This window comes from Bacillus sp. FSL K6-3200 (assembly GCF_038630485.1).
Lineage (GTDB): Bacteria > Bacillota > Bacilli > Bacillales > Bacillaceae > Bacillus > Bacillus safensis.
The window spans coordinates 521,225-538,135 of sequence record NZ_CP152032.1; the positions used below are offsets into that span (position 1 = coordinate 521,225).

Below are 16,911 nucleotides of genomic sequence, written 5' to 3' on the forward strand. Positions count from 1 at the left end.
CTATATGAGCGTATGTAAAAAAACATGATGTTCCATCAATCGTTTAGACAACTTCCATTTCTTTCGTGGATTGCCCGCCAAATGCTTCGAAATGAATATTGTGTGCTGGAATTCCCAGCTCTTTTAGTATATGAATGATCTCCTGTGTAAACACCGGGGAACCGCATAGATAAAATTGGCCATTCCCTTCTCCGATCACCGATTGAAGAAATGGACGGTCAATGCGGGAAGCTGCTTTCTCAACAAGCTCACCTTTTCCAGACTGCGCAAATTGTTCGTTACATAGGATGATGCGCCCATGGGAAGCTGAAGCTAAAACGCCTTCAAGCTCATTTTCAAAAGCGATGACATCCTCTAATCGATCTGCATGAATCATCGTGAATAACTGGCTGTTTTGTGCTGCAGTTTTCACTAAACCAATCATTGGAGTGACACCAGACCCAGCGCTGATGAAATAAACAGGCTCTTTTATGTCTTCTTGCAAGCAGAACATTCCCTGCGGCATACTCACTTGAAGAACGTCCCCTTCTTCCATTTCATCATGTAAAAATGTAGACACATGACCATCACGCTTCACTGTAATGCGGTAATAAGATGGATGATGCTCATCTGATAAGCTGTATTGTCTGCTGGACATATAGGCTTCTCCTGGCATATCTGCCTGAACCGTAATGTATTGGCCTGCTTCATACATTGGCAGCTCTGATTCATCTTCTGGTACTAAATAAAAAGAGATAAGCGATGGAGATTCTTGCTTCTTTTTCTTAATCACAAACGGCTTCACATCTGCCCATCCGCCTGTCTGCTTCACATTTTCATCCATCATTTCTGCTTCAATGGTAATGAAAATATTCGCAATGATGTCATATGCAGTTTTCCAAGCTAATAAAGTGTCATCTTCTTCTGTTAAACCAAACACTTCTTTCATCGCTTCAATCAGGTGATATCCGACAATTGGGTACTGCTCTTTTTTGACCATGACACTGACATGCTTATGGGCAATTTGTTTGACCGCTGGAAGTAATTCCTCTAATCGATCGATGTGCAGTGCAGCTTGATATAGTGTCGCAGCAAGTGCCTCTGGCTGACTTCCGTTCATGAGATTTGTTTTATTAAATTGATTGAGCAGCTCCGGGTGCTGGCGAATCATATTTTGATAAAAAACAGTGACAAGTTTGGTTCCCTCGGCTTTTAGTAGAGGAGCTGATTGTTTTATTGCATTCATTTGATCTTTAGATAACATCGTCATTCCTTCTTTCAAAAGAAGTATTTTAAATACATCTTTATCGTAATGGATGACAGCCTCTAAAAGCAATATTTATAATACATGTTTTAAATGTTGTCACATTTCACACTTTCTCGAACAGTTTTTGTCTAAAATGTGTTACGATGATACAAAACTCTATTAGGTTTAGAGGTTGTCAAAATGAAACTTACGAATTACACAGATTTCTCATTAAGGGTACTCATTTATTTAGCTTCGAGAGAAAACAATGAATTGTCAAATATTCAGCAGATCGCCGATGTTTATGGCATTTCTAAAAATCATCTGACGAAGGTGATTTATCATCTTGGAAAACGCGGGTATGTGGACACGATTCGCGGAAGAAATGGCGGGATCAGGCTTGGAAAAAGCCCAGAAAGCATTAATATTGGAGAGGTTGTCCGTTATACAGAGGATGATTTAGTCATGGTTGAATGCTTTGATCCAAAGAAAAACGGCTGCATCATCTCCCCGATTTGTTCATTAAAGCATGTACTTCATGAAGCACTCACTGCTTATTTAAGCGTTCTTGACCGATACACACTAAAGGATTTAACACAAAACAAAGATGCTCTCAGAGAGCTCCTCCTTTAAGGCGAAAGAATTTTATTCTTTCGTCTTTTTCTTTACCTTCTTGTAATAATAATTTATTTAAAATTATTATAAATAAATATTGACTATCATGTTTGATTCAATATAATTAGGGTATATAGATTGCTAGAAAAGACTTTTTTGTTTACAGGAGGAGAAAAGAATGACAAATTCAAATCATAAAAATTTGACAACGAACCAAGGCGTGCCTGTAGGAGATAACCAAAACTCAAGAACAGCTGGTTCCCGCGGACCTACCTTTCTTGATGATTACCATTTGATTGAAAAACTCGCACACTTTGATCGTGAACGTATTCCAGAGCGTGTCGTTCATGCAAGGGGCGCCGGCGCTTACGGTGTATTTGAAGTAGAAAACAGCATGGAGAAACATACAAAAGCAGCCTTCTTAAGTGAAGAAGGAAAACAAACAGACGTTTTTGTTCGCTTCTCCACCGTTATTCATCCGAAAGGTTCACCTGAAACATTGCGTGACCCCCGCGGCTTTGCTGTCAAATTTTATACAGAAGAAGGCAACTATGATCTCGTTGGTAACAACTTGCCGATCTTCTTTATTCGTGATGCTTTGAAATTCCCTGATATGGTTCACTCTCTCAAGCCAGATCCTGTAACCAATATTCAAGATCCTGACCGTTATTGGGATTTTATGACCTTAACACCTGAATCTACACATATGCTCACATGGCTCTTCTCTGACGAAGGAATCCCTGCAAGCTACGCTGAAATGCGCGGTTCTGGTGTGCATACATTTAGATGGGTGAATAAATATGGCGAAGCAAAATATGTGAAATATCACTGGAGACCTTCTGAAGGTATTCACAACTTATCTATGGAAGAAGCAGCAGAAATTCAAGCAAACGATTTCCAGCATGCGACAAGAGATTTGTATGACCGCATTGAAAAGGGCAATTTCCCAGCATGGGACTTATATGTTCAGCTTATGCCGCTTAGCGATTATGATGAACTTGATTATGATCCATGTGACCCAACAAAAACATGGAGCGAGGAAGATTACCCACTTCAAAAAGTAGGACGCATGACACTCAACCGCAATCCTGAAAACTTCTTTGCTGAAACAGAACAGTCTGCTTTCACGCCAAGTGCATTTGTTCCAGGAATTGAGGCATCTGAAGATAAACTGCTTCAAGGCCGTTTGTTCTCATATCCTGATACGCAGCGCCACCGTCTTGGTGCGAACTACATGCGCATTCCGGTTAACTGCCCTTATGCACCTGTACACAATAACCAGCAGGATGGCTTTATGACAACGACTCGCCCAAGCGGTCATATTAACTATGAACCAAACCGTTATGACGATCAGCCAAAAGAAAACCCTCACTACAAAGAAAGTGAGCCAGTTCTTCACGGTGACCGTATGGTGAGACAAAAAATTGAAAAACCGAACGATTTCAAACAAGCTGGGGAAAAATATCGAAGCTACTCTGAGGAAGAGAAACAAGCATTGATTAAAAACCTAACAGCTGATTTGAAAGATGTAAATGACAAAACAAAATTACTTGCAATCTGCAACTTCTATCGTGCCGATGAAGATTACGGACAACGATTAGCGGATTCACTAGGTGTGGATATTCGCGCTTATCTTCAAGGAAGCATGAAGTAATTCCATGTCAAAATAAATTGTTGGACAAAGGGCTAAAATGATCTTTATTTTAGCCCTTTGTCTTTTTTTGACTGAACGCCTCGAGCACCCTTTACAAAAAAAGGTGCTTTTTTATAGTCGAAACACGTTAATACTAATCAAATGACCGGTCACCGGATGAAAATAAATTTCTGCATGTGCGGCAAAGAGAGTTGAGCCTTCCTTTACAGTGACGCGAAACACATCTTTTGTCTGCTCATCATTCACTTGTGTACGGCCAATGTAATGATAATCGTTTAAAGCTGCACCTTTATATTCATCTTTCAGCGCTGTGTACGCAAGTCTTTCCCAATTTTCTAGCGGCTGCACCGCTGCTTTTGATGCAGGATGAATCATCAAACTGCCAAGCAAAACGATTCCTGCTGCAATAAGCATCCACCATTTCGGCTGCATGATATCATTGATCTCACTTTCATCTATGTTTTGTTTAGGTTTAGCAGGCCTGTTCTTTTTCATACATGAAGCATTTATTCAGCCTATAATTCCCGGTACACGATTGATGCGAACACCAACTTTTCCCCTGAAAAAGTCGATATGATCCGAGCAAACTAATGAGGACTTCTCAAGGGAAAGGAGAAGGTTTAATGAATGTGGCGGATTATGATAAAGCACTTTATTATACGCATCGCTCGCAATGGGATAATTTACTTATTCTTATGGTACGTACGCAAGATGATTTGCTCTCGAAACGTATTGAGCATTTCTTACATGCGTATCAATTTAACCGGAACGATGCCGATGTTGAAAAATGTTTATATGGGCTCCTGCAGTACATTGACCATGCTTCAGAGGCTGCTGCTTCTGAAGTTTATTCACAACCGATGTACACATAAAGAAAAAGGGCTAAAATGATGTTTATTTTAGCCCTTCCCTTTTACATACAATTAGCAGTGCGCTGTGATAGGAAACATAAAGTGGCCTTTTGCCCATTGTTTCTTTGTGTAGATGGCGATAATCACTGACTAATTCATATGTCTCCAATTTGATTCCCTCCCATTTTACATTTACCTGTGATTGACCGGTTCATCACCTCCTTTAAAATAAAAAAAGACTTGATGAGCATACACTCATCAAGTCTTTTATGGTTTTTGTATTAGAAATTAGACTGTCAAGCTTCTCTTTTACGCAAAAGGGCACTTCAAATAACCAACCTCTGTGCTCTTTTTTATTCAATTCATTGAATTGAATGTGCGCTTAAAAGTTTTAGCATAACGTCTAAATTCCCTTCTGTCATAACAGCTCTTTTGGCTGATTTTTTTGATAATCGACTGCATACAGAGCCGCTTGGGTTCGATCTGCCAGCTCTAACTTTGATAATACATGTGATACATGCGTTTTGACAGTCTTTTCAGAAATAAACAGCGATGAGGCAATTTCTTTGTTGCTTTTGCCCTTCGCAATCTCAAATAAGACATCTCGCTCTCTATTGGTGAGCTCTTTCATCAATGCCCATTTCTGCTCTTTTGGCTCTGTCAGATGCTGCACGAGAAAGGTCGTGATATGACCATCTAATTGATAGGTGCCATTTTGTACTTCAATCATGGTTGAAAGCAGCTTTTCTGGTGCCACATCCTTTAATTGATAGGCTTTAGCCCCTGCTTGAATGGCTGGAATGACATAATCTTTATCCGCATAGCTTGTCAGGATCACAATGCGGGTGTCCGGCATTTCCAGCGTCATTTGTTTCGTTGCCTCAATGCCATTCATTACAGGCATAGACAAATCCATTAAGACAATGTCAGGCTGAGTTTCTCTGACAACCTCTAATGCCTCTTGCCCATTGGAAGCCTCACCAACGATGTCCACATCAGGCTGTGTCTGCAAGAAAAACACCAGCCCTTTTCTCACAATATGATGATCATCTGCAATGACAACTCTCATGACGATCCCTTCCTTTCTTGTGAAAATGGCACTTTTACATGAATCGTGGTTCCTTTACCTAATTCTGAATAGATACAAAATGTACCACCTGCTCTTTGGATGCGGTCAGACATCCCTTTCAGCCCAAGTGAAGGAAGGCTCATCTGCTCGTCATATTGAAAACCTTTTCCACGGTCAATGATTTTCATCTCAAAGGTGTCTCTTGATTGCTCAAGTTTGACCTCGACTTCTTCTACTTCCGCATGTTTTTGACAGTTATTCAGTGCTTCTTGACATACCCGAAACAAAGTTTCATTGTGTGAATGATCCATTTCTATACAGCCTAATAAAGATAAGTTGCAGCGTAATCCTAAAAGCTGTGCATACTCTTCAATTGCTGTCGTAAACCCTTTTTCAAGGCCTCTTGGTCTCAGCTGCCAAATGAGTGACCGCATTTCAATCAGAGCGTCTTGTGACAAATGCTGAATAAAATCAATCATTTCCCCTAGATTCTGATCGCTTGTCATTTGCCGTGCTGCCTTAGCCGTCAGACTCACAGAGAACAGCATTTGGTTGACAGAATCATGTAAGTCCTGTGCCAGCCGGTTTCTTTCTTCCAGAAGTGCGTGCTGCTGTTCATTTTGCACAAGCTTCATCCGCTGAATAGCAGTGCCAATTTGAAGTGCAATGCTTTCAAGCAAATTCAGCTCTTCTTGCGTAAACGTGACTTTTCCTTTTGCCGCCACATTTAATAAGCCGAACGTACGCTTACAAGCTTGCAGTGGAACGGTCGCATGATGAGTTATTCCTTCTGTATCCCCAAGCTTTTCTTCAATCGCCGTTTCAATCCGTTTGCAATTAATAATATTGGTGGCTGATTGCAGTGTGCCTTTTGTGTAACGGTTGATGCAATAACAATCATTTTGACACATGAGCTGTTTTTGATGCTTTGCGAGTGCTTCAGGTAAGGAAACCTCTGCCATCAGTTCATATGACCCGTCTTTTTCTATAAAATAAATCCATGCTGAATGAAAGCCTGTGACATCCATCAGCATGTGGAGTACTTCATGGAGCGTTTCTTTCATTTCCATGCCTTCATTTAGCTTTTCAGCAATTTCTTTTAACGTTTTTAATGTTTCAACCTTCTCTTGGTATTCTCCCATACTGTTTACCCCCGGCATTTACAGCCTTCACTTATCATTATGCTCATTATACCATGAGCGCCCGCGCGGCTCTTTCTCCAAAAGAATGATTTCTTCTCATCCTTTTGGCTGAGAAAAAAGCCATCATGCATTCACACACGATGGCCATGTTTTTCGTTATTTCGCTGTTTCTTCCACAATATCATAAACAACTTTCATCACTTCTTCTGACAGATGCTTCAGCTTTTCTTCGCTATCTGTTAAAGACGTGCCTTTGACTGCAATATAAAATTTCACTTTAGGTTCAGTGCCGGAAGGTCTTAAGCAGAACCACGAACCATCCTCAAGGAAATATTTCAGCACATTTGATGCTGGCAGGTGAATGGTTTCCTCTTTCTTTTCAGCCACAAAGTGCCTTTGACTTGATTGATAATCCTCGATCACTGTGATGCGCTGCCCTGCGATGGCAGCTGGCGGATTTGTTCTAAAGGTATGAAGAATTGCTGAAATCTGCTCTGCTCCTTCTTTTCCTTTTAAGGTTAACGACTTTAACCCTTCCCGATAAAATCCAAACTGCTTGAAAATATCGACAAGCGCATCGTACAAGGACTTGCCCTGCTTTTTATAGAAGGCAGCGACTTCAACGGCTAATAGTGCCGCTTGCACCGCATCTTTATCTCGGGCAAAGTCACCGATCAAATAGCCATAGCTCTCTTCATAACCGAATTGAAACGTGTATTCTCCGCTCTCTTCAAATTGCTTGATTTTTTCTCCAATAAATTTAAAGCCTGTGAGTGTGTCTATCGTGTCGGCACCAAAAGCGGATGCTACAGCGCGTCCAAGCTCACTTGTGACAATGGTTTTCATCACAACGGGACGAGGCGGCAGCTGACCGAGCTTTTGTTTTTCAGACAATAAATAATGGAGCAGCAGGGCGCCTGTTTGGTTGCCTGTTAAAACAGTAAATTCACCTTCGTGATCTCTGACCGCAATGCCTAACCTGTCAGCATCTGGGTCTGTGGCAATGAGGATATCGGCATTTTGTTTTTCGCCAAGCTTGATGGCATACTCAAATGCCGCATGCTCCTCTGGATTCGGCGAGGTCACTGTTGAAAATTGCGGATCTGGTTTTTCCTGCTCAGGCACAACAGTGACATGCTGATAACCTAGAGCCTGTAGCCCGTTTCTGACAGGGTGATTGGCTGTCCCATGAAGCGGAGTAAACACGACTTTGACATCGACCTCATGTGCCAGCTCAGGATGCACACTAATGGTTTTTAATTTTTCAATATAAGCATGGTCGATTTCTTCTCCGATTATTTTGATCAGCCCTTGCTGTTTCAACGTTTCTTCAGAATCAACGGAAATCGACAGTTCATTTTCAATTGCATCTACTTCTTGAATGACTTGATCTGCTTCAAATGGAGGCAGCTGCCCGCCATCTTCACCATACACTTTATAGCCATTATATTCTGGTGGATTATGACTTGCTGTCACGACGATTCCAGCAAATGCATGCAGCTCACGAACCGCAAAGGAGAGCTCTGGTGTCGGACGCAATTCATCAAATACATACGTTTGAATGCCTTGTGAAGCAAGTGTTTTGGCTGCTTCCATCGCAAATTCAGGCGATTTATGGCGTGAATCATATGCAATGGCGACGCCTCTATTTTTTGCATCCTCTCCATGTTTCGCAATATACGCAGCAAGACCTGCTGATGCTTTACGAACAGTGTACACATTCATTCGGTTCGTGCCTGCACCAATCTCACCGCGCATTCCTCCAGTGCCGAACTCAAGGTTTTTGTAGAAACAGTCTTCAAGTGCCTGGTGGTCATCTTGATGCGCCTCCAGCCATTCCTTTAGTTCAGTATCCAGGTGCTTCTCATTGATCCATCGCTCATAATTCGTCTTCCAACTCATGGTCGTCCTCCTATTTCTTGCCATCATTATAAATAATATCTACTTATATTTTATATCGAATCATCCTTAATGTCATGCTATATCCAAAATTGCGATGGACAATTAAAAAAGCCGATACATGATCGGCTTTCAGATTGTTAGGGCTAAAATGATGTTGTTTTTGCCCTTTGTCTTCTTTTTATTCAGCATCAAGCGGTACGACTGCTTCATGGAATAGTTGATCTAATTCTGTTTGATGTTTCTGTTTTACCGCTTCATCCCAGCCAAAACGTTCTGACATATAATCGATGACTGGCTGTGCATATTTTTTTGCCCAATTGATATTAAATAATAGGCTTCCTGTTCTTCTTAAGAAGAAATCTACGGGTGTTACAGCTAGTTCTTCTTCAATCGCATAGACAAGCTCTGCCAGTACATACGCTGGTATATTTCGTTTGTCTGCTTCCCCTTGAAGCTGCTCGACACGTTTGAAGAGACTGCTGACATTAGAGCCATATTTTTCAGCTAGTTTTTGTGCAACCGGTTCTGTTAAACCAGCAGATGCTCCTTCTGCTGTTTTCGCTTGAACAAAGGCTGCCATATTTTTAGATCCGCCTACATGGCCGCCTGAAATTGGCATATGCTTTGTTTTACATGGTCCGTAATCTTTGCCTGTTTCCTGTTTCAATCCATCACGTACTAGATCGACAATATGCTCAGCCATTTTGCGGTAGCCTGTTAATTTACCACCAGCAATGGTGATTAAGCCTGAAGATGATGTCCACACTTCATCCTTACGAGAAATTTCTGAAGGATCTTTGCCCTCTTCATGAATGAGCGGACGAAGGCCGGCCCAGTTAGATTCTACATCTTTTTCTGTAATATTGAGATCAGGGAACATGTACTGAATCGCTTGGATGACATAGTCACGATCGGCTTTTGTCATACGCGGGTGCTCCAGCTGTTTTTTGTACACTGTATCTGTTGTTCCAACGTACGTTTTGCCTTCTCTTGGAATCGCAAAGACCATACGTTTATCTGGCGTGTCAAAGTAGATCGCTTGTTTTAATGGAAAGACGGATTGGTCGAATACTAAGTGAATTCCTTTTGTATGCTGTAAGTGTTTCCCTTGTTTTGAGTGATCCTTGTCTCTTAGCTGATCTACCCATGGACCTGTTGCATTGACGATCTTCTTCGCATACACATCGTATGTTTTCTGCGTCATGACATCTTCAATGACAACACCAACCACTTTGCCTTTATCATAAATAAATTCTTTTACTTTCGCATAGTTGACTGCTTCCGCTCCGAATTTTACAGCCTCTTTCATGACTTCGATTGTGAGGCGTGCATCATCTGTACGGTATTCAACATAGTAGCCGCCGCCTTTTAAGCCGTCCTTTTTGACAAGCGGTTCTTTTGCAAGTGTTTCTTTCGCACTTAGCATGCTTCTGCGTTCGCTATGTTTTACGCCAGCTAAAAAGTCATACACTCTTAGTCCAATAGAGGTTGAAAACTTACCAAATGTCCCGCCTTTATGCATCGGAAGAAGCATCCATTCTGGCGTTGTCACATGAGGACCATTTTCGTATACAATGGCACGCTCTTTACCGACCTCTGCGACCATTTTCACTTCAAATTGTTTTAAATAACGAAGTCCGCCGTGCACTAGTTTCGTTGAGCGGCTAGACGTACCTGCTGCGAAATCCTGCATTTCTGCAAGACCGACACGCATTCCGCGTGAAGCCGCGTCAAGTGCTGTACCAGCGCCTGTTATACCCCCACCAATGATAAACACATCATATGGTTTTTTTGTCATTTCCTGCAGCATTTGTTCTCTTTCTAAGCTAGAAAAAGTCATCTCTTGTTCCTCCCATGTTGTACGGTAAAGAAAAAGAGACCGCAAACACCCAAAGCGTATTTCTACACTTCGGTGCCTGCGGTCTCTCCAGTTCTCCAACCGTTCTATTAACTTACTTGAAGTATACCATACTTTTGGTTTATTTGAAAGCTTGAGCTGCTTTTACAGCCTTTTTCCACCCGCTGTATAACGAGTCACGGCTGTCCTCTTCCATTTTAGGGTCAAAGCGCTTGTCAAGGTTCCATTGTTTTGCAATGTCTGAACGGTCGTTCCAGAAGCCAACTGCTATTCCCGCAAGATAGGCCGCACCGAGTGCCGTCGTTTCATTAATTTCTGGACGCTCTACTGGTACATCCAGCAAATCACTTTGGAAGCCCATTAAGAAATCATTCTTTACAGCTCCGCCATCCACACGCAAAGTTTTTAATGAGATGTTTGAATCCTTTTCCATCGCATCTAAAACATCCTTCGTTTGATAAGCAAGTGATTCTAACGTTGCACGGACAAAGTGCTCTTTAGAAGTACCGCGTGTTAATCCGAATACAGCGCCTCTGACATCACTGTCCCAGTATGGTGTGCCTAGACCAACGAATGCTGGAACGACATATACGCCCTCTGTTGACTCAACGCGCTCCGCATAGGCTTCGCTGTCTTTTGAGTCTTTAAACATTCTCAGTCCGTCGCGCAGCCACTGAATCGCTGAACCAGCTACGAAAATACTCCCTTCTAAAGCATATTCAACTTTACCGTCAATGCCCCATGCAATCGTCGTTAATAAACCATGATCCGACTTAATTGCTTTTTCCCCTGTATTCATCAACATGAAACATCCTGTACCATACGTGTTCTTCGCCATTCCTTCTTCAAAGCAAGCCTGACCGAATAGTGCAGACTGCTGGTCTCCCGCCGCTCCTGCAATCGGGATATTTCTGCCGAAGAAGTGATAGTCTGTTGTTTCACCATAGATGTGTGAAGATGGTTTCACATCAGGAAGCATAGAAGCAGGTACGCCAAGGATATCAAGTAGTTCTTCATCCCATTTCAGATCGTAAATGTTGAACATTAACGTTCTTGACGCGTTGGAGTAATCTGTGACGTGTGATTGACCGCCTGTCATCTTCCAAATGAGCCATGTATCAATTGTGCCAAATAGCAAGTCGCCATTTTCAGCTTTCTCACGAGCACCTTCTACGTTGTCTAAAATCCATTTTACTTTTGTCCCTGAGAAATAAGCATCAATGAGAAGACCTGTTTTATTTCTAAACGTTTCATTGTGTCCTTGCGCTTTTAACTCTTCACAAATGCCAGATGTTTGTCTAGACTGCCAAACAATTGCATTATAAACAGGTGCGCCTGTATGTTTATCCCAAACAACAGCTGTCTCACGCTGGTTCGTAATTCCGATACCGGCGATTTGATCTGCTCCAATGCCTGATTCAATCAAAGCAGTTGAAATGACCGATAGAACAGAGCTCCAAATTTCATTTGCATTGTGTTCTACCCAGCCTGGGTTCGGAAAATATTGATTAAATTCCTTCTGAGCTGTATGTGCAATTTTGCCTTCTTGATCAAATAAGATCGCTCTTGAGCTTGTTGTCCCTTGATCTAAAGCGAGAATATATTTTTCTTTTGCCATGGTGTTTTCCTCCCCTTACATACTTTCATTTACAGCATTTGTTTGGTTTTTCGTAGTTACATAGAGTCCTAACAATACCACAACTAAAATAACGCTTACAATCCAAAAGGCTGGAGTGATGTTCGCTTTAAAAGCTGCATTGTAGAAAACACCGCCAAATGCGCCGCCTAAAATTGGACCAACGACTGGCACCCAAGCATACTTCCAATTCGATGGACCTTTACCTGGAATCGGCAGAATCGCATGTGCAATTCTCGGACCTAAATCACGTGCAGGATTGATTGCATAACCAGTTGTTCCGCCTAATGAAAGACCAATTGCGACAATTAAGAATCCAACAATCAGCGGATTGACTCCGTCTGCGAATTTATTTGCACCAATCGCTAAAATTCCTAGAACCAATACAAATGTACCTATGACTTCACTAAGTACGTTTGCAAAAGTATGCGGAATCGCAGGACCAGTTGAGAATACACCTAGCTTTGCACCTGGATCGTCTGTTGCTTTCCAGTGCGGTAAGTAATGTAAAAAGACAATAATAGCTCCTATTAATGCGCCAAGCATTTGACCAACAATATACATTGGTACATCAGCCCAAGGAAAACTTCCTTCTAGCGCAAGCCCAATTGTTAGTGCAGGGTTCAAATGCGCTCCGCTGATTCCACCTGTTGCATAAGCTGCTATGGCTACTGCAAATCCCCATCCGAAAGCGATTACAATCCAGCCGGATTGATATGCGAGCGATTTCTTTAAATTGACTGCCGCACACACACCGCCTCCAAAAATTATGAGCAGCATTGTACCTACGACTTCACCCCAAAATGGTGTCATGAAAATTCCTCCTCTGGTTCAGTTGCCATCCCCTATGAATGTGTAGAAAAAGATAAAGAAAAAAGATCCACAACAAACATACTTTACATCAGGGTCATTTGTCACCTAGTAAAGCGCTGTTGTGGATCTCCGTTTCTCCATCACATGATATTAACTTAGTGCTATAGTATCAGAGGATGAAAACGTTGTCAATCAATTTTCACATTTTATCTTTTCACTTTTGGAACGCTTTCCAAAGGGCTGTATTCGATGTTGTCACAGCTGTAGCTCCTGCTTCAAGCGCTCTTTCCACATCTTCTTTTGTACGGATAAATCCGCCTGCAAATATTGGAATCCCAGCTCGCTCGCGCACTTCAGTAATTAAATCCGGCACAACCCCAGGCAATACTTCAATAAAATCTGGACGATGTTTTCCTACGAACTCCATGCTTTTTTCCATCGCACTTGTATCAAGTAAAAACATTCGCTGAATGGCATATACCTTCTTTTGTTTGGCTTTTACTATGACAGAAGACCTAGTAGAAATAATCCCTGCCGGCTTCATTTCCTGACAAATAAATTCCGTTCCATGCTCATCATGTTTGATCCCATGAATAAGATCGACATGGACGAACATTTTCTTATGATGGGCATTTGCCTCATTCATAATGCCCTTTAATCGACCTAAATGGACATCAAGTAAGACTCCATATGTAAATGGACTTTTTAAAAATTCCTCAAATTGCTTCATATTGCGAACAGCAGGTAGAATGGGTTGATCATGAAAACTCATATGCCGTCTCCTTCTAAAGTGTATTAGTTCAGTCTTCTCCTAACAGTAATAGAATCTCTTCTATTTTTCAATACACCTAGTGTATCCAATGCCGATTTTACCTAGCAGCATCTTAATGTATGTGCTCTTCCCATAGAAAAAAGCAGAGAAATCTCTCTGCTATAACTGCGCCATACTTTCTTTTAACGTGTTGATAATAAATGTGGCGTCTTCATTTGTTATATTTAACGGCGGTGCAAGCTGGGCAACGTTATTATAGCCGGCAACCGTATCACCATTTTTCCCGATGATCAGTCCGCGTTTCTTACATTCTGCAATCAATTGACCGACAACCTGTGGATCAGCCGGTTTTTTAGACTGTTGATCCTGAACAAGTTCAATACCAAACAGCAGGCCTTTCCCTCTGACATCACCGACAAATGGATGCTCTTTTAACTCTTGCAAACGTTCGAGCATGTCTTGCCCAAGCGTGTCAGACCGTTCTACTAATTTCTCGTTTTCCATGATCTCTAGGTTGGCAAGGGCAACCGCACAAGAAGCAGGGTGACCGCCAAATGTATTTACATGGCGCAGTCTGTCATACGTATCTTCCCCTGCGTACGCTTCATAAATGTCTCGTTTCACGCACGTTGCAGAAAGAGGTAAGTAGCCGCTTGTGATCCCTTTTGCCATTGTGATAATGTCCGGCTTTACTTCCTCATGCATAAAACCAAACCGCTTCCCTGTCCGTCCAAATCCGCAGATGACTTCATCCACAATGAGAAGTGCTCCATGAGCCTCACAGATGTCTTTGACCCTCTTCAAATACCCTTTCGGAGGCATTAAGATACCGCCGCCTGTAATAATCGGCTCCATAATGACCCCAGCAATGGTCTCACTTAGTTCCCACGTCATGGCTTGATCTATTGCCGCTGCACTTGCCAATGTATCTTGATCCTCAGGATGACGATACATATCAGGCGGTGCGACATGGATAAAGCCTTGACCTAATGGTTCATATTTATATTTACGCTGCGCCTGCCCCGTTGCGGCAAGGGCTGCTGCTGTATTGCCGTGATACGACCGATACCTGGAGATGAACTTTGTTCTTGTGCTCTCTCCTTTTTGCGCATGATATTGTTTGGCGATCTTAAATGCAGCTTCATTTGCTTCAGAACCGCTGTTAGAAAAGAAGATCACATAGTCCCCGCCAAGCCATTCATTTAGCTTTTCAGCCAGCTGAATCGCAGGCACATGGCTTTGCGTCAGCGGATAATAAGGCATTGTATTTAGTTGCTTATATGCCGCTTCTGCAAGCTCTTTTCTGCCATAACCGGCATTTACACACCAAAGACCTGACATCCCGTCTAAATAGCGATTCCCATGAATATCTGTCACCCATGCGCCTTCTGCCTCGTGAATAACCATGCTTTCATTTTCCTTGTTTGTCCCTTTCATATGATGCCAGATCAACTGATCATCTTTCGCCTGAAGATTTTGAGCCTGCTCATGTATTTTCATCTTCCCGCCCCCATGTATCCGTTTTCATCACTAAAGAAGCTTAGACTGGTTCAGCAGCACATTGCCTCTCCATTCATTATATGGATGAAAAGGGAGGCATATGAAACTGAAACTAGGCCGCCTGTAAGAGAGAACCAACCGTTACTTTCATTATAAAAAAGGGGCTGGGCTGATTACATTAGACAGATCGTCAACTGATTGAAAAGAACGATAAGACATTCTACTCGGGTGCCTTAGCAAATCTAACAAACCTCGTTAACGGCGATTTCCTTGAAGGAATTCATATGCAAGAATTGCAAATTCAAGCGCCTGTCGTTTCGGGGCCTGCATCATATCCTCGCCAAGCAATGCATGCAGTTTATCTAGTCTATGATAAAGGGTCTGCCTGACAATAAAGAGCTGGCTTGCAGTTTCCTTTTTAGAACCGTTTGTCTGTAAAAAGATATTCAGCGTTTGATAGAGTCTTCCGCTATTTTGCTTATCATATAGAAGCACAGGCTCCAAATACTCTTTCACCATACATTCAAGCAGTCCGCTTTCCTGCATGACAGGCATGAGACGGAGCATATGCAAATCTTGATAAAATGGGCTTTCCACCCGCTGGGGCATCACTTTCTTTAATTGCAGCACTTCTTTGGCTGCTTGAAAGCTTTTTCTCATATGCTGAAACTGTTCACAATATGGACCGATGCCAAAATTGATCACAGTTCCGCGGGGCTGCTCCCGATCATACAATTGTTTGATGTCAGCTGCCGCCTTCTCTGCCCGCTCTTTCCAGTCTTCCTTCTTTCTCGTGTTCAATAAAATAAACAAGGTTTGTCCTTGATGCTCATACGGAATCAAATGGAAACCTGCTCGCTGAAAGATGGAGCGGCACGATACGAGAAAATAAAGATTTCCTGCAATTTCTTCGATTTGATGATGCTTTTGAAAGAGCATGACCACACAGCCGGTTGGTTTTTTCAATCCTTCTGTTTCTTCAAGATGCTCTAAAATATCTCTTTCTGTATGCTCTTCTTGGAACCATTTTTGCAGCCATTCGTTCTCTTTTGTCTTCTTCAGCTCTTCTGTATAAAGCTCTCTTAACGTTTGCTGGGCAAGAGCATTTGCCCCTTTATCCATTACGAGAAGTTCGAATTCTGAGAGCGCGTTCGTTTGATGAATAAGCACAAGGTCTGCAAATGTCTGCTTGAGTGCGAGCACTTGTTTTTGTGTCACTTCGTATCCTTTTGGCAAGGAAGCAAACTGTAAATAATTCATGACCAGCTCTTCCGTTTGTTTGGAAGAATCACATAAAATAATCGGCTCCCCCTGAACAGGAATGAGTAAAAGAATGCCCCTTACGTGCTGATACACTTGATCCAAAATATCCATCTGCGGATGCGGAGTCAGTAATAGCTCATTCAACTTTGATGATAGCGCTTCTAAATCAGCCATCATTTGATACTGGCGTTCAATCATCATCGTATGGAGATGCTGTGTGATGTTGACGAATTTCACTTCTTTTGTAAACAGAATCAGCGGAAAATCTCTTTCTTCTGCATACGCAATCAGTTCTTCCGGCACATCGAATCTGAGCGGAACAAATTCAATACACAAGCCTGCCGCACCAGAATCGATCAGCTGTTTTAAAAATGCTTGAAACACCTCCAATTGATCATGAAAGCCTGCGGCTGTTGTTAATATGAGCTCTCCCCCATTTAACAAATCTTCTACAGCAGGCACTTCTAACACATGAACCCATTTGACCTGCCGAAACAATCCCTTTTCTCCTGCTAACACTTTTGCATGGGCAAAATACTTTGTTTTCAACACATCACTCACTTGAAAATGAACATCTACATTCATTGATATGTCCCCCTTTGTTTGCCGCC

Annotated in this window: 14 protein-coding genes; 3 read left to right on the top strand and 11 right to left on the bottom strand. The window is 42.1% G+C overall.

From position 1 onward, the window contains the following. Positions 1–43: 43 nt before the first annotated feature. Positions 44–1,243 (bottom strand): globin domain-containing protein, encoded by a 1,200-nt coding sequence (locus tag MHI60_RS02725; protein WP_095408082.1) that lies wholly within the window; start codon positions 1,241–1,243, stop codon positions 44–46. A gap of 183 nt (positions 1,244–1,426) precedes the next feature. Between MHI60_RS02725 and MHI60_RS02730 the strand changes: the two genes are divergently transcribed. Further along, entirely contained in the window at positions 1,427–1,858 is a 432-nt protein-coding gene (locus MHI60_RS02730; protein WP_039177468.1) for an Rrf2 family transcriptional regulator, read from the top strand. 160 nt (positions 1,859–2,018) lie between these two features. Continuing rightward, positions 2,019–3,494 (top strand): catalase, encoded by a 1,476-nt coding sequence (locus MHI60_RS02735; protein WP_095408081.1) that lies wholly within the window; start codon positions 2,019–2,021, stop codon positions 3,492–3,494. Between the two features lie 111 nt (positions 3,495–3,605). Here the strand turns inward: MHI60_RS02735 and MHI60_RS02740 are convergent, their stop codons facing one another. Then, on the bottom strand, positions 3,606–3,869 hold the full coding sequence (locus MHI60_RS02740; protein ID WP_223250973.1) for a YqzG/YhdC family protein: 264 nt from the start codon (positions 3,867–3,869) through the stop codon (positions 3,606–3,608). A gap of 248 nt (positions 3,870–4,117) precedes the next feature. On the opposite strand from MHI60_RS02740, the gene MHI60_RS02745 reads away from it, so the two are divergent. Next, a complete protein-coding gene (locus MHI60_RS02745; RefSeq protein WP_024426598.1) occupies positions 4,118–4,366 on the top strand; it encodes a YhdB family protein in 249 nt (82 codons plus the stop codon). 397 nt (positions 4,367–4,763) lie between these two features. Here the strand turns inward: MHI60_RS02745 and MHI60_RS02750 are convergent, their stop codons facing one another. The 9 genes from MHI60_RS02750 to MHI60_RS02790 form a co-directional block, all read right to left on the bottom strand. Continuing rightward, the gene (locus MHI60_RS02750) at positions 4,764–5,414 is read right to left on the bottom strand and encodes a response regulator transcription factor (protein ID WP_075622701.1); all 651 of its coding nucleotides are present in this window, start codon (positions 5,412–5,414) and stop codon (positions 4,764–4,766) included. After that, positions 5,411–6,556: a GAF domain-containing sensor histidine kinase gene (locus MHI60_RS02755; protein WP_095408079.1), complete on the bottom strand. Its 1,146-nt coding sequence runs from the start codon at positions 6,554–6,556 to the stop codon at positions 5,411–5,413. Before MHI60_RS02755 ends, MHI60_RS02750 begins: the two co-directional genes overlap by 4 nt. A gap of 156 nt (positions 6,557–6,712) precedes the next feature. Continuing rightward, positions 6,713–8,458: a phospho-sugar mutase gene (locus MHI60_RS02760; protein ID WP_144485628.1), complete on the bottom strand. Its 1,746-nt coding sequence runs from the start codon at positions 8,456–8,458 to the stop codon at positions 6,713–6,715. Between the two features lie 178 nt (positions 8,459–8,636). Further along, positions 8,637–10,298, bottom strand: coding sequence for a glycerol-3-phosphate dehydrogenase (gene glpD, locus MHI60_RS02765; protein ID WP_144485630.1), 1,662 nt, complete (start codon positions 10,296–10,298; stop codon positions 8,637–8,639). Between the two features lie 139 nt (positions 10,299–10,437). Next, a complete protein-coding gene (glpK, locus tag MHI60_RS02770; RefSeq protein WP_095408076.1) occupies positions 10,438–11,934 on the bottom strand; it encodes a glycerol kinase GlpK in 1,497 nt (498 codons plus the stop codon). Between the two features lie 15 nt (positions 11,935–11,949). Beyond that, on the bottom strand, positions 11,950–12,765 hold the full coding sequence (locus MHI60_RS02775) for an MIP/aquaporin family protein (RefSeq protein WP_095408075.1): 816 nt from the start codon (positions 12,763–12,765) through the stop codon (positions 11,950–11,952). A gap of 214 nt (positions 12,766–12,979) precedes the next feature. Beyond that, the gene (locus tag MHI60_RS02780) at positions 12,980–13,537 is read right to left on the bottom strand and encodes a glycerol-3-phosphate responsive antiterminator (protein ID WP_144485632.1); all 558 of its coding nucleotides are present in this window, start codon (positions 13,535–13,537) and stop codon (positions 12,980–12,982) included. Between the two features lie 159 nt (positions 13,538–13,696). Further along, positions 13,697–15,037, bottom strand: coding sequence for an aspartate aminotransferase family protein (locus MHI60_RS02785; protein WP_144470007.1), 1,341 nt, complete (start codon positions 15,035–15,037; stop codon positions 13,697–13,699). Between the two features lie 255 nt (positions 15,038–15,292). Next, positions 15,293–16,885, bottom strand: a complete 1,593-nt coding sequence (locus MHI60_RS02790) for a PucR family transcriptional regulator ligand-binding domain-containing protein (RefSeq protein WP_144485634.1) — start codon at positions 16,883–16,885, stop codon at positions 15,293–15,295. Positions 16,886–16,911 lie beyond the last annotated feature (26 nt).

What these genes read in the sequence shown, in the direction of transcription:
- MHI60_RS02725 (WP_095408082.1), bottom strand. Translation starts at nt 1,243, where the DNA reads ATGTTATCTAAAGATCAAATGAATGCAATAAAACAATCAGCTCCTCTA.
- MHI60_RS02730 (WP_039177468.1), top strand. Translation starts at nt 1,427, where the DNA reads ATGAAACTTACGAATTACACAGATTTCTCATTAAGGGTACTCATTTAT.
- MHI60_RS02735 (WP_095408081.1), top strand. Translation starts at nt 2,019, where the DNA reads ATGACAAATTCAAATCATAAAAATTTGACAACGAACCAAGGCGTGCCT.
- MHI60_RS02740 (WP_223250973.1), bottom strand. Translation starts at nt 3,869, where the DNA reads ATGATTCATCCTGCATCAAAAGCAGCGGTGCAGCCGCTAGAAAATTGG.
- MHI60_RS02745 (WP_024426598.1), top strand. Translation starts at nt 4,118, where the DNA reads ATGAATGTGGCGGATTATGATAAAGCACTTTATTATACGCATCGCTCG.
- MHI60_RS02750 (WP_075622701.1), bottom strand. Translation starts at nt 5,414, where the DNA reads ATGAGAGTTGTCATTGCAGATGATCATCATATTGTGAGAAAAGGGCTG.
- MHI60_RS02755 (WP_095408079.1), bottom strand. Translation starts at nt 6,556, where the DNA reads ATGGGAGAATACCAAGAGAAGGTTGAAACATTAAAAACGTTAAAAGAA.
- MHI60_RS02760 (WP_144485628.1), bottom strand. Translation starts at nt 8,458, where the DNA reads ATGAGTTGGAAGACGAATTATGAGCGATGGATCAATGAGAAGCACCTG.
- glpD (WP_144485630.1), bottom strand. Translation starts at nt 10,298, where the DNA reads ATGACTTTTTCTAGCTTAGAAAGAGAACAAATGCTGCAGGAAATGACA.
- glpK (WP_095408076.1), bottom strand. Translation starts at nt 11,934, where the DNA reads ATGGCAAAAGAAAAATATATTCTCGCTTTAGATCAAGGGACAACAAGC.
- MHI60_RS02775 (WP_095408075.1), bottom strand. Translation starts at nt 12,765, where the DNA reads ATGACACCATTTTGGGGTGAAGTCGTAGGTACAATGCTGCTCATAATT.
- MHI60_RS02780 (WP_144485632.1), bottom strand. Translation starts at nt 13,537, where the DNA reads ATGAGTTTTCATGATCAACCCATTCTACCTGCTGTTCGCAATATGAAG.
- MHI60_RS02785 (WP_144470007.1), bottom strand. Translation starts at nt 15,037, where the DNA reads ATGAAAATACATGAGCAGGCTCAAAATCTTCAGGCGAAAGATGATCAG.
- MHI60_RS02790 (WP_144485634.1), bottom strand. Translation starts at nt 16,885, where the DNA reads ATGAATGTAGATGTTCATTTTCAAGTGAGTGATGTGTTGAAAACAAAG.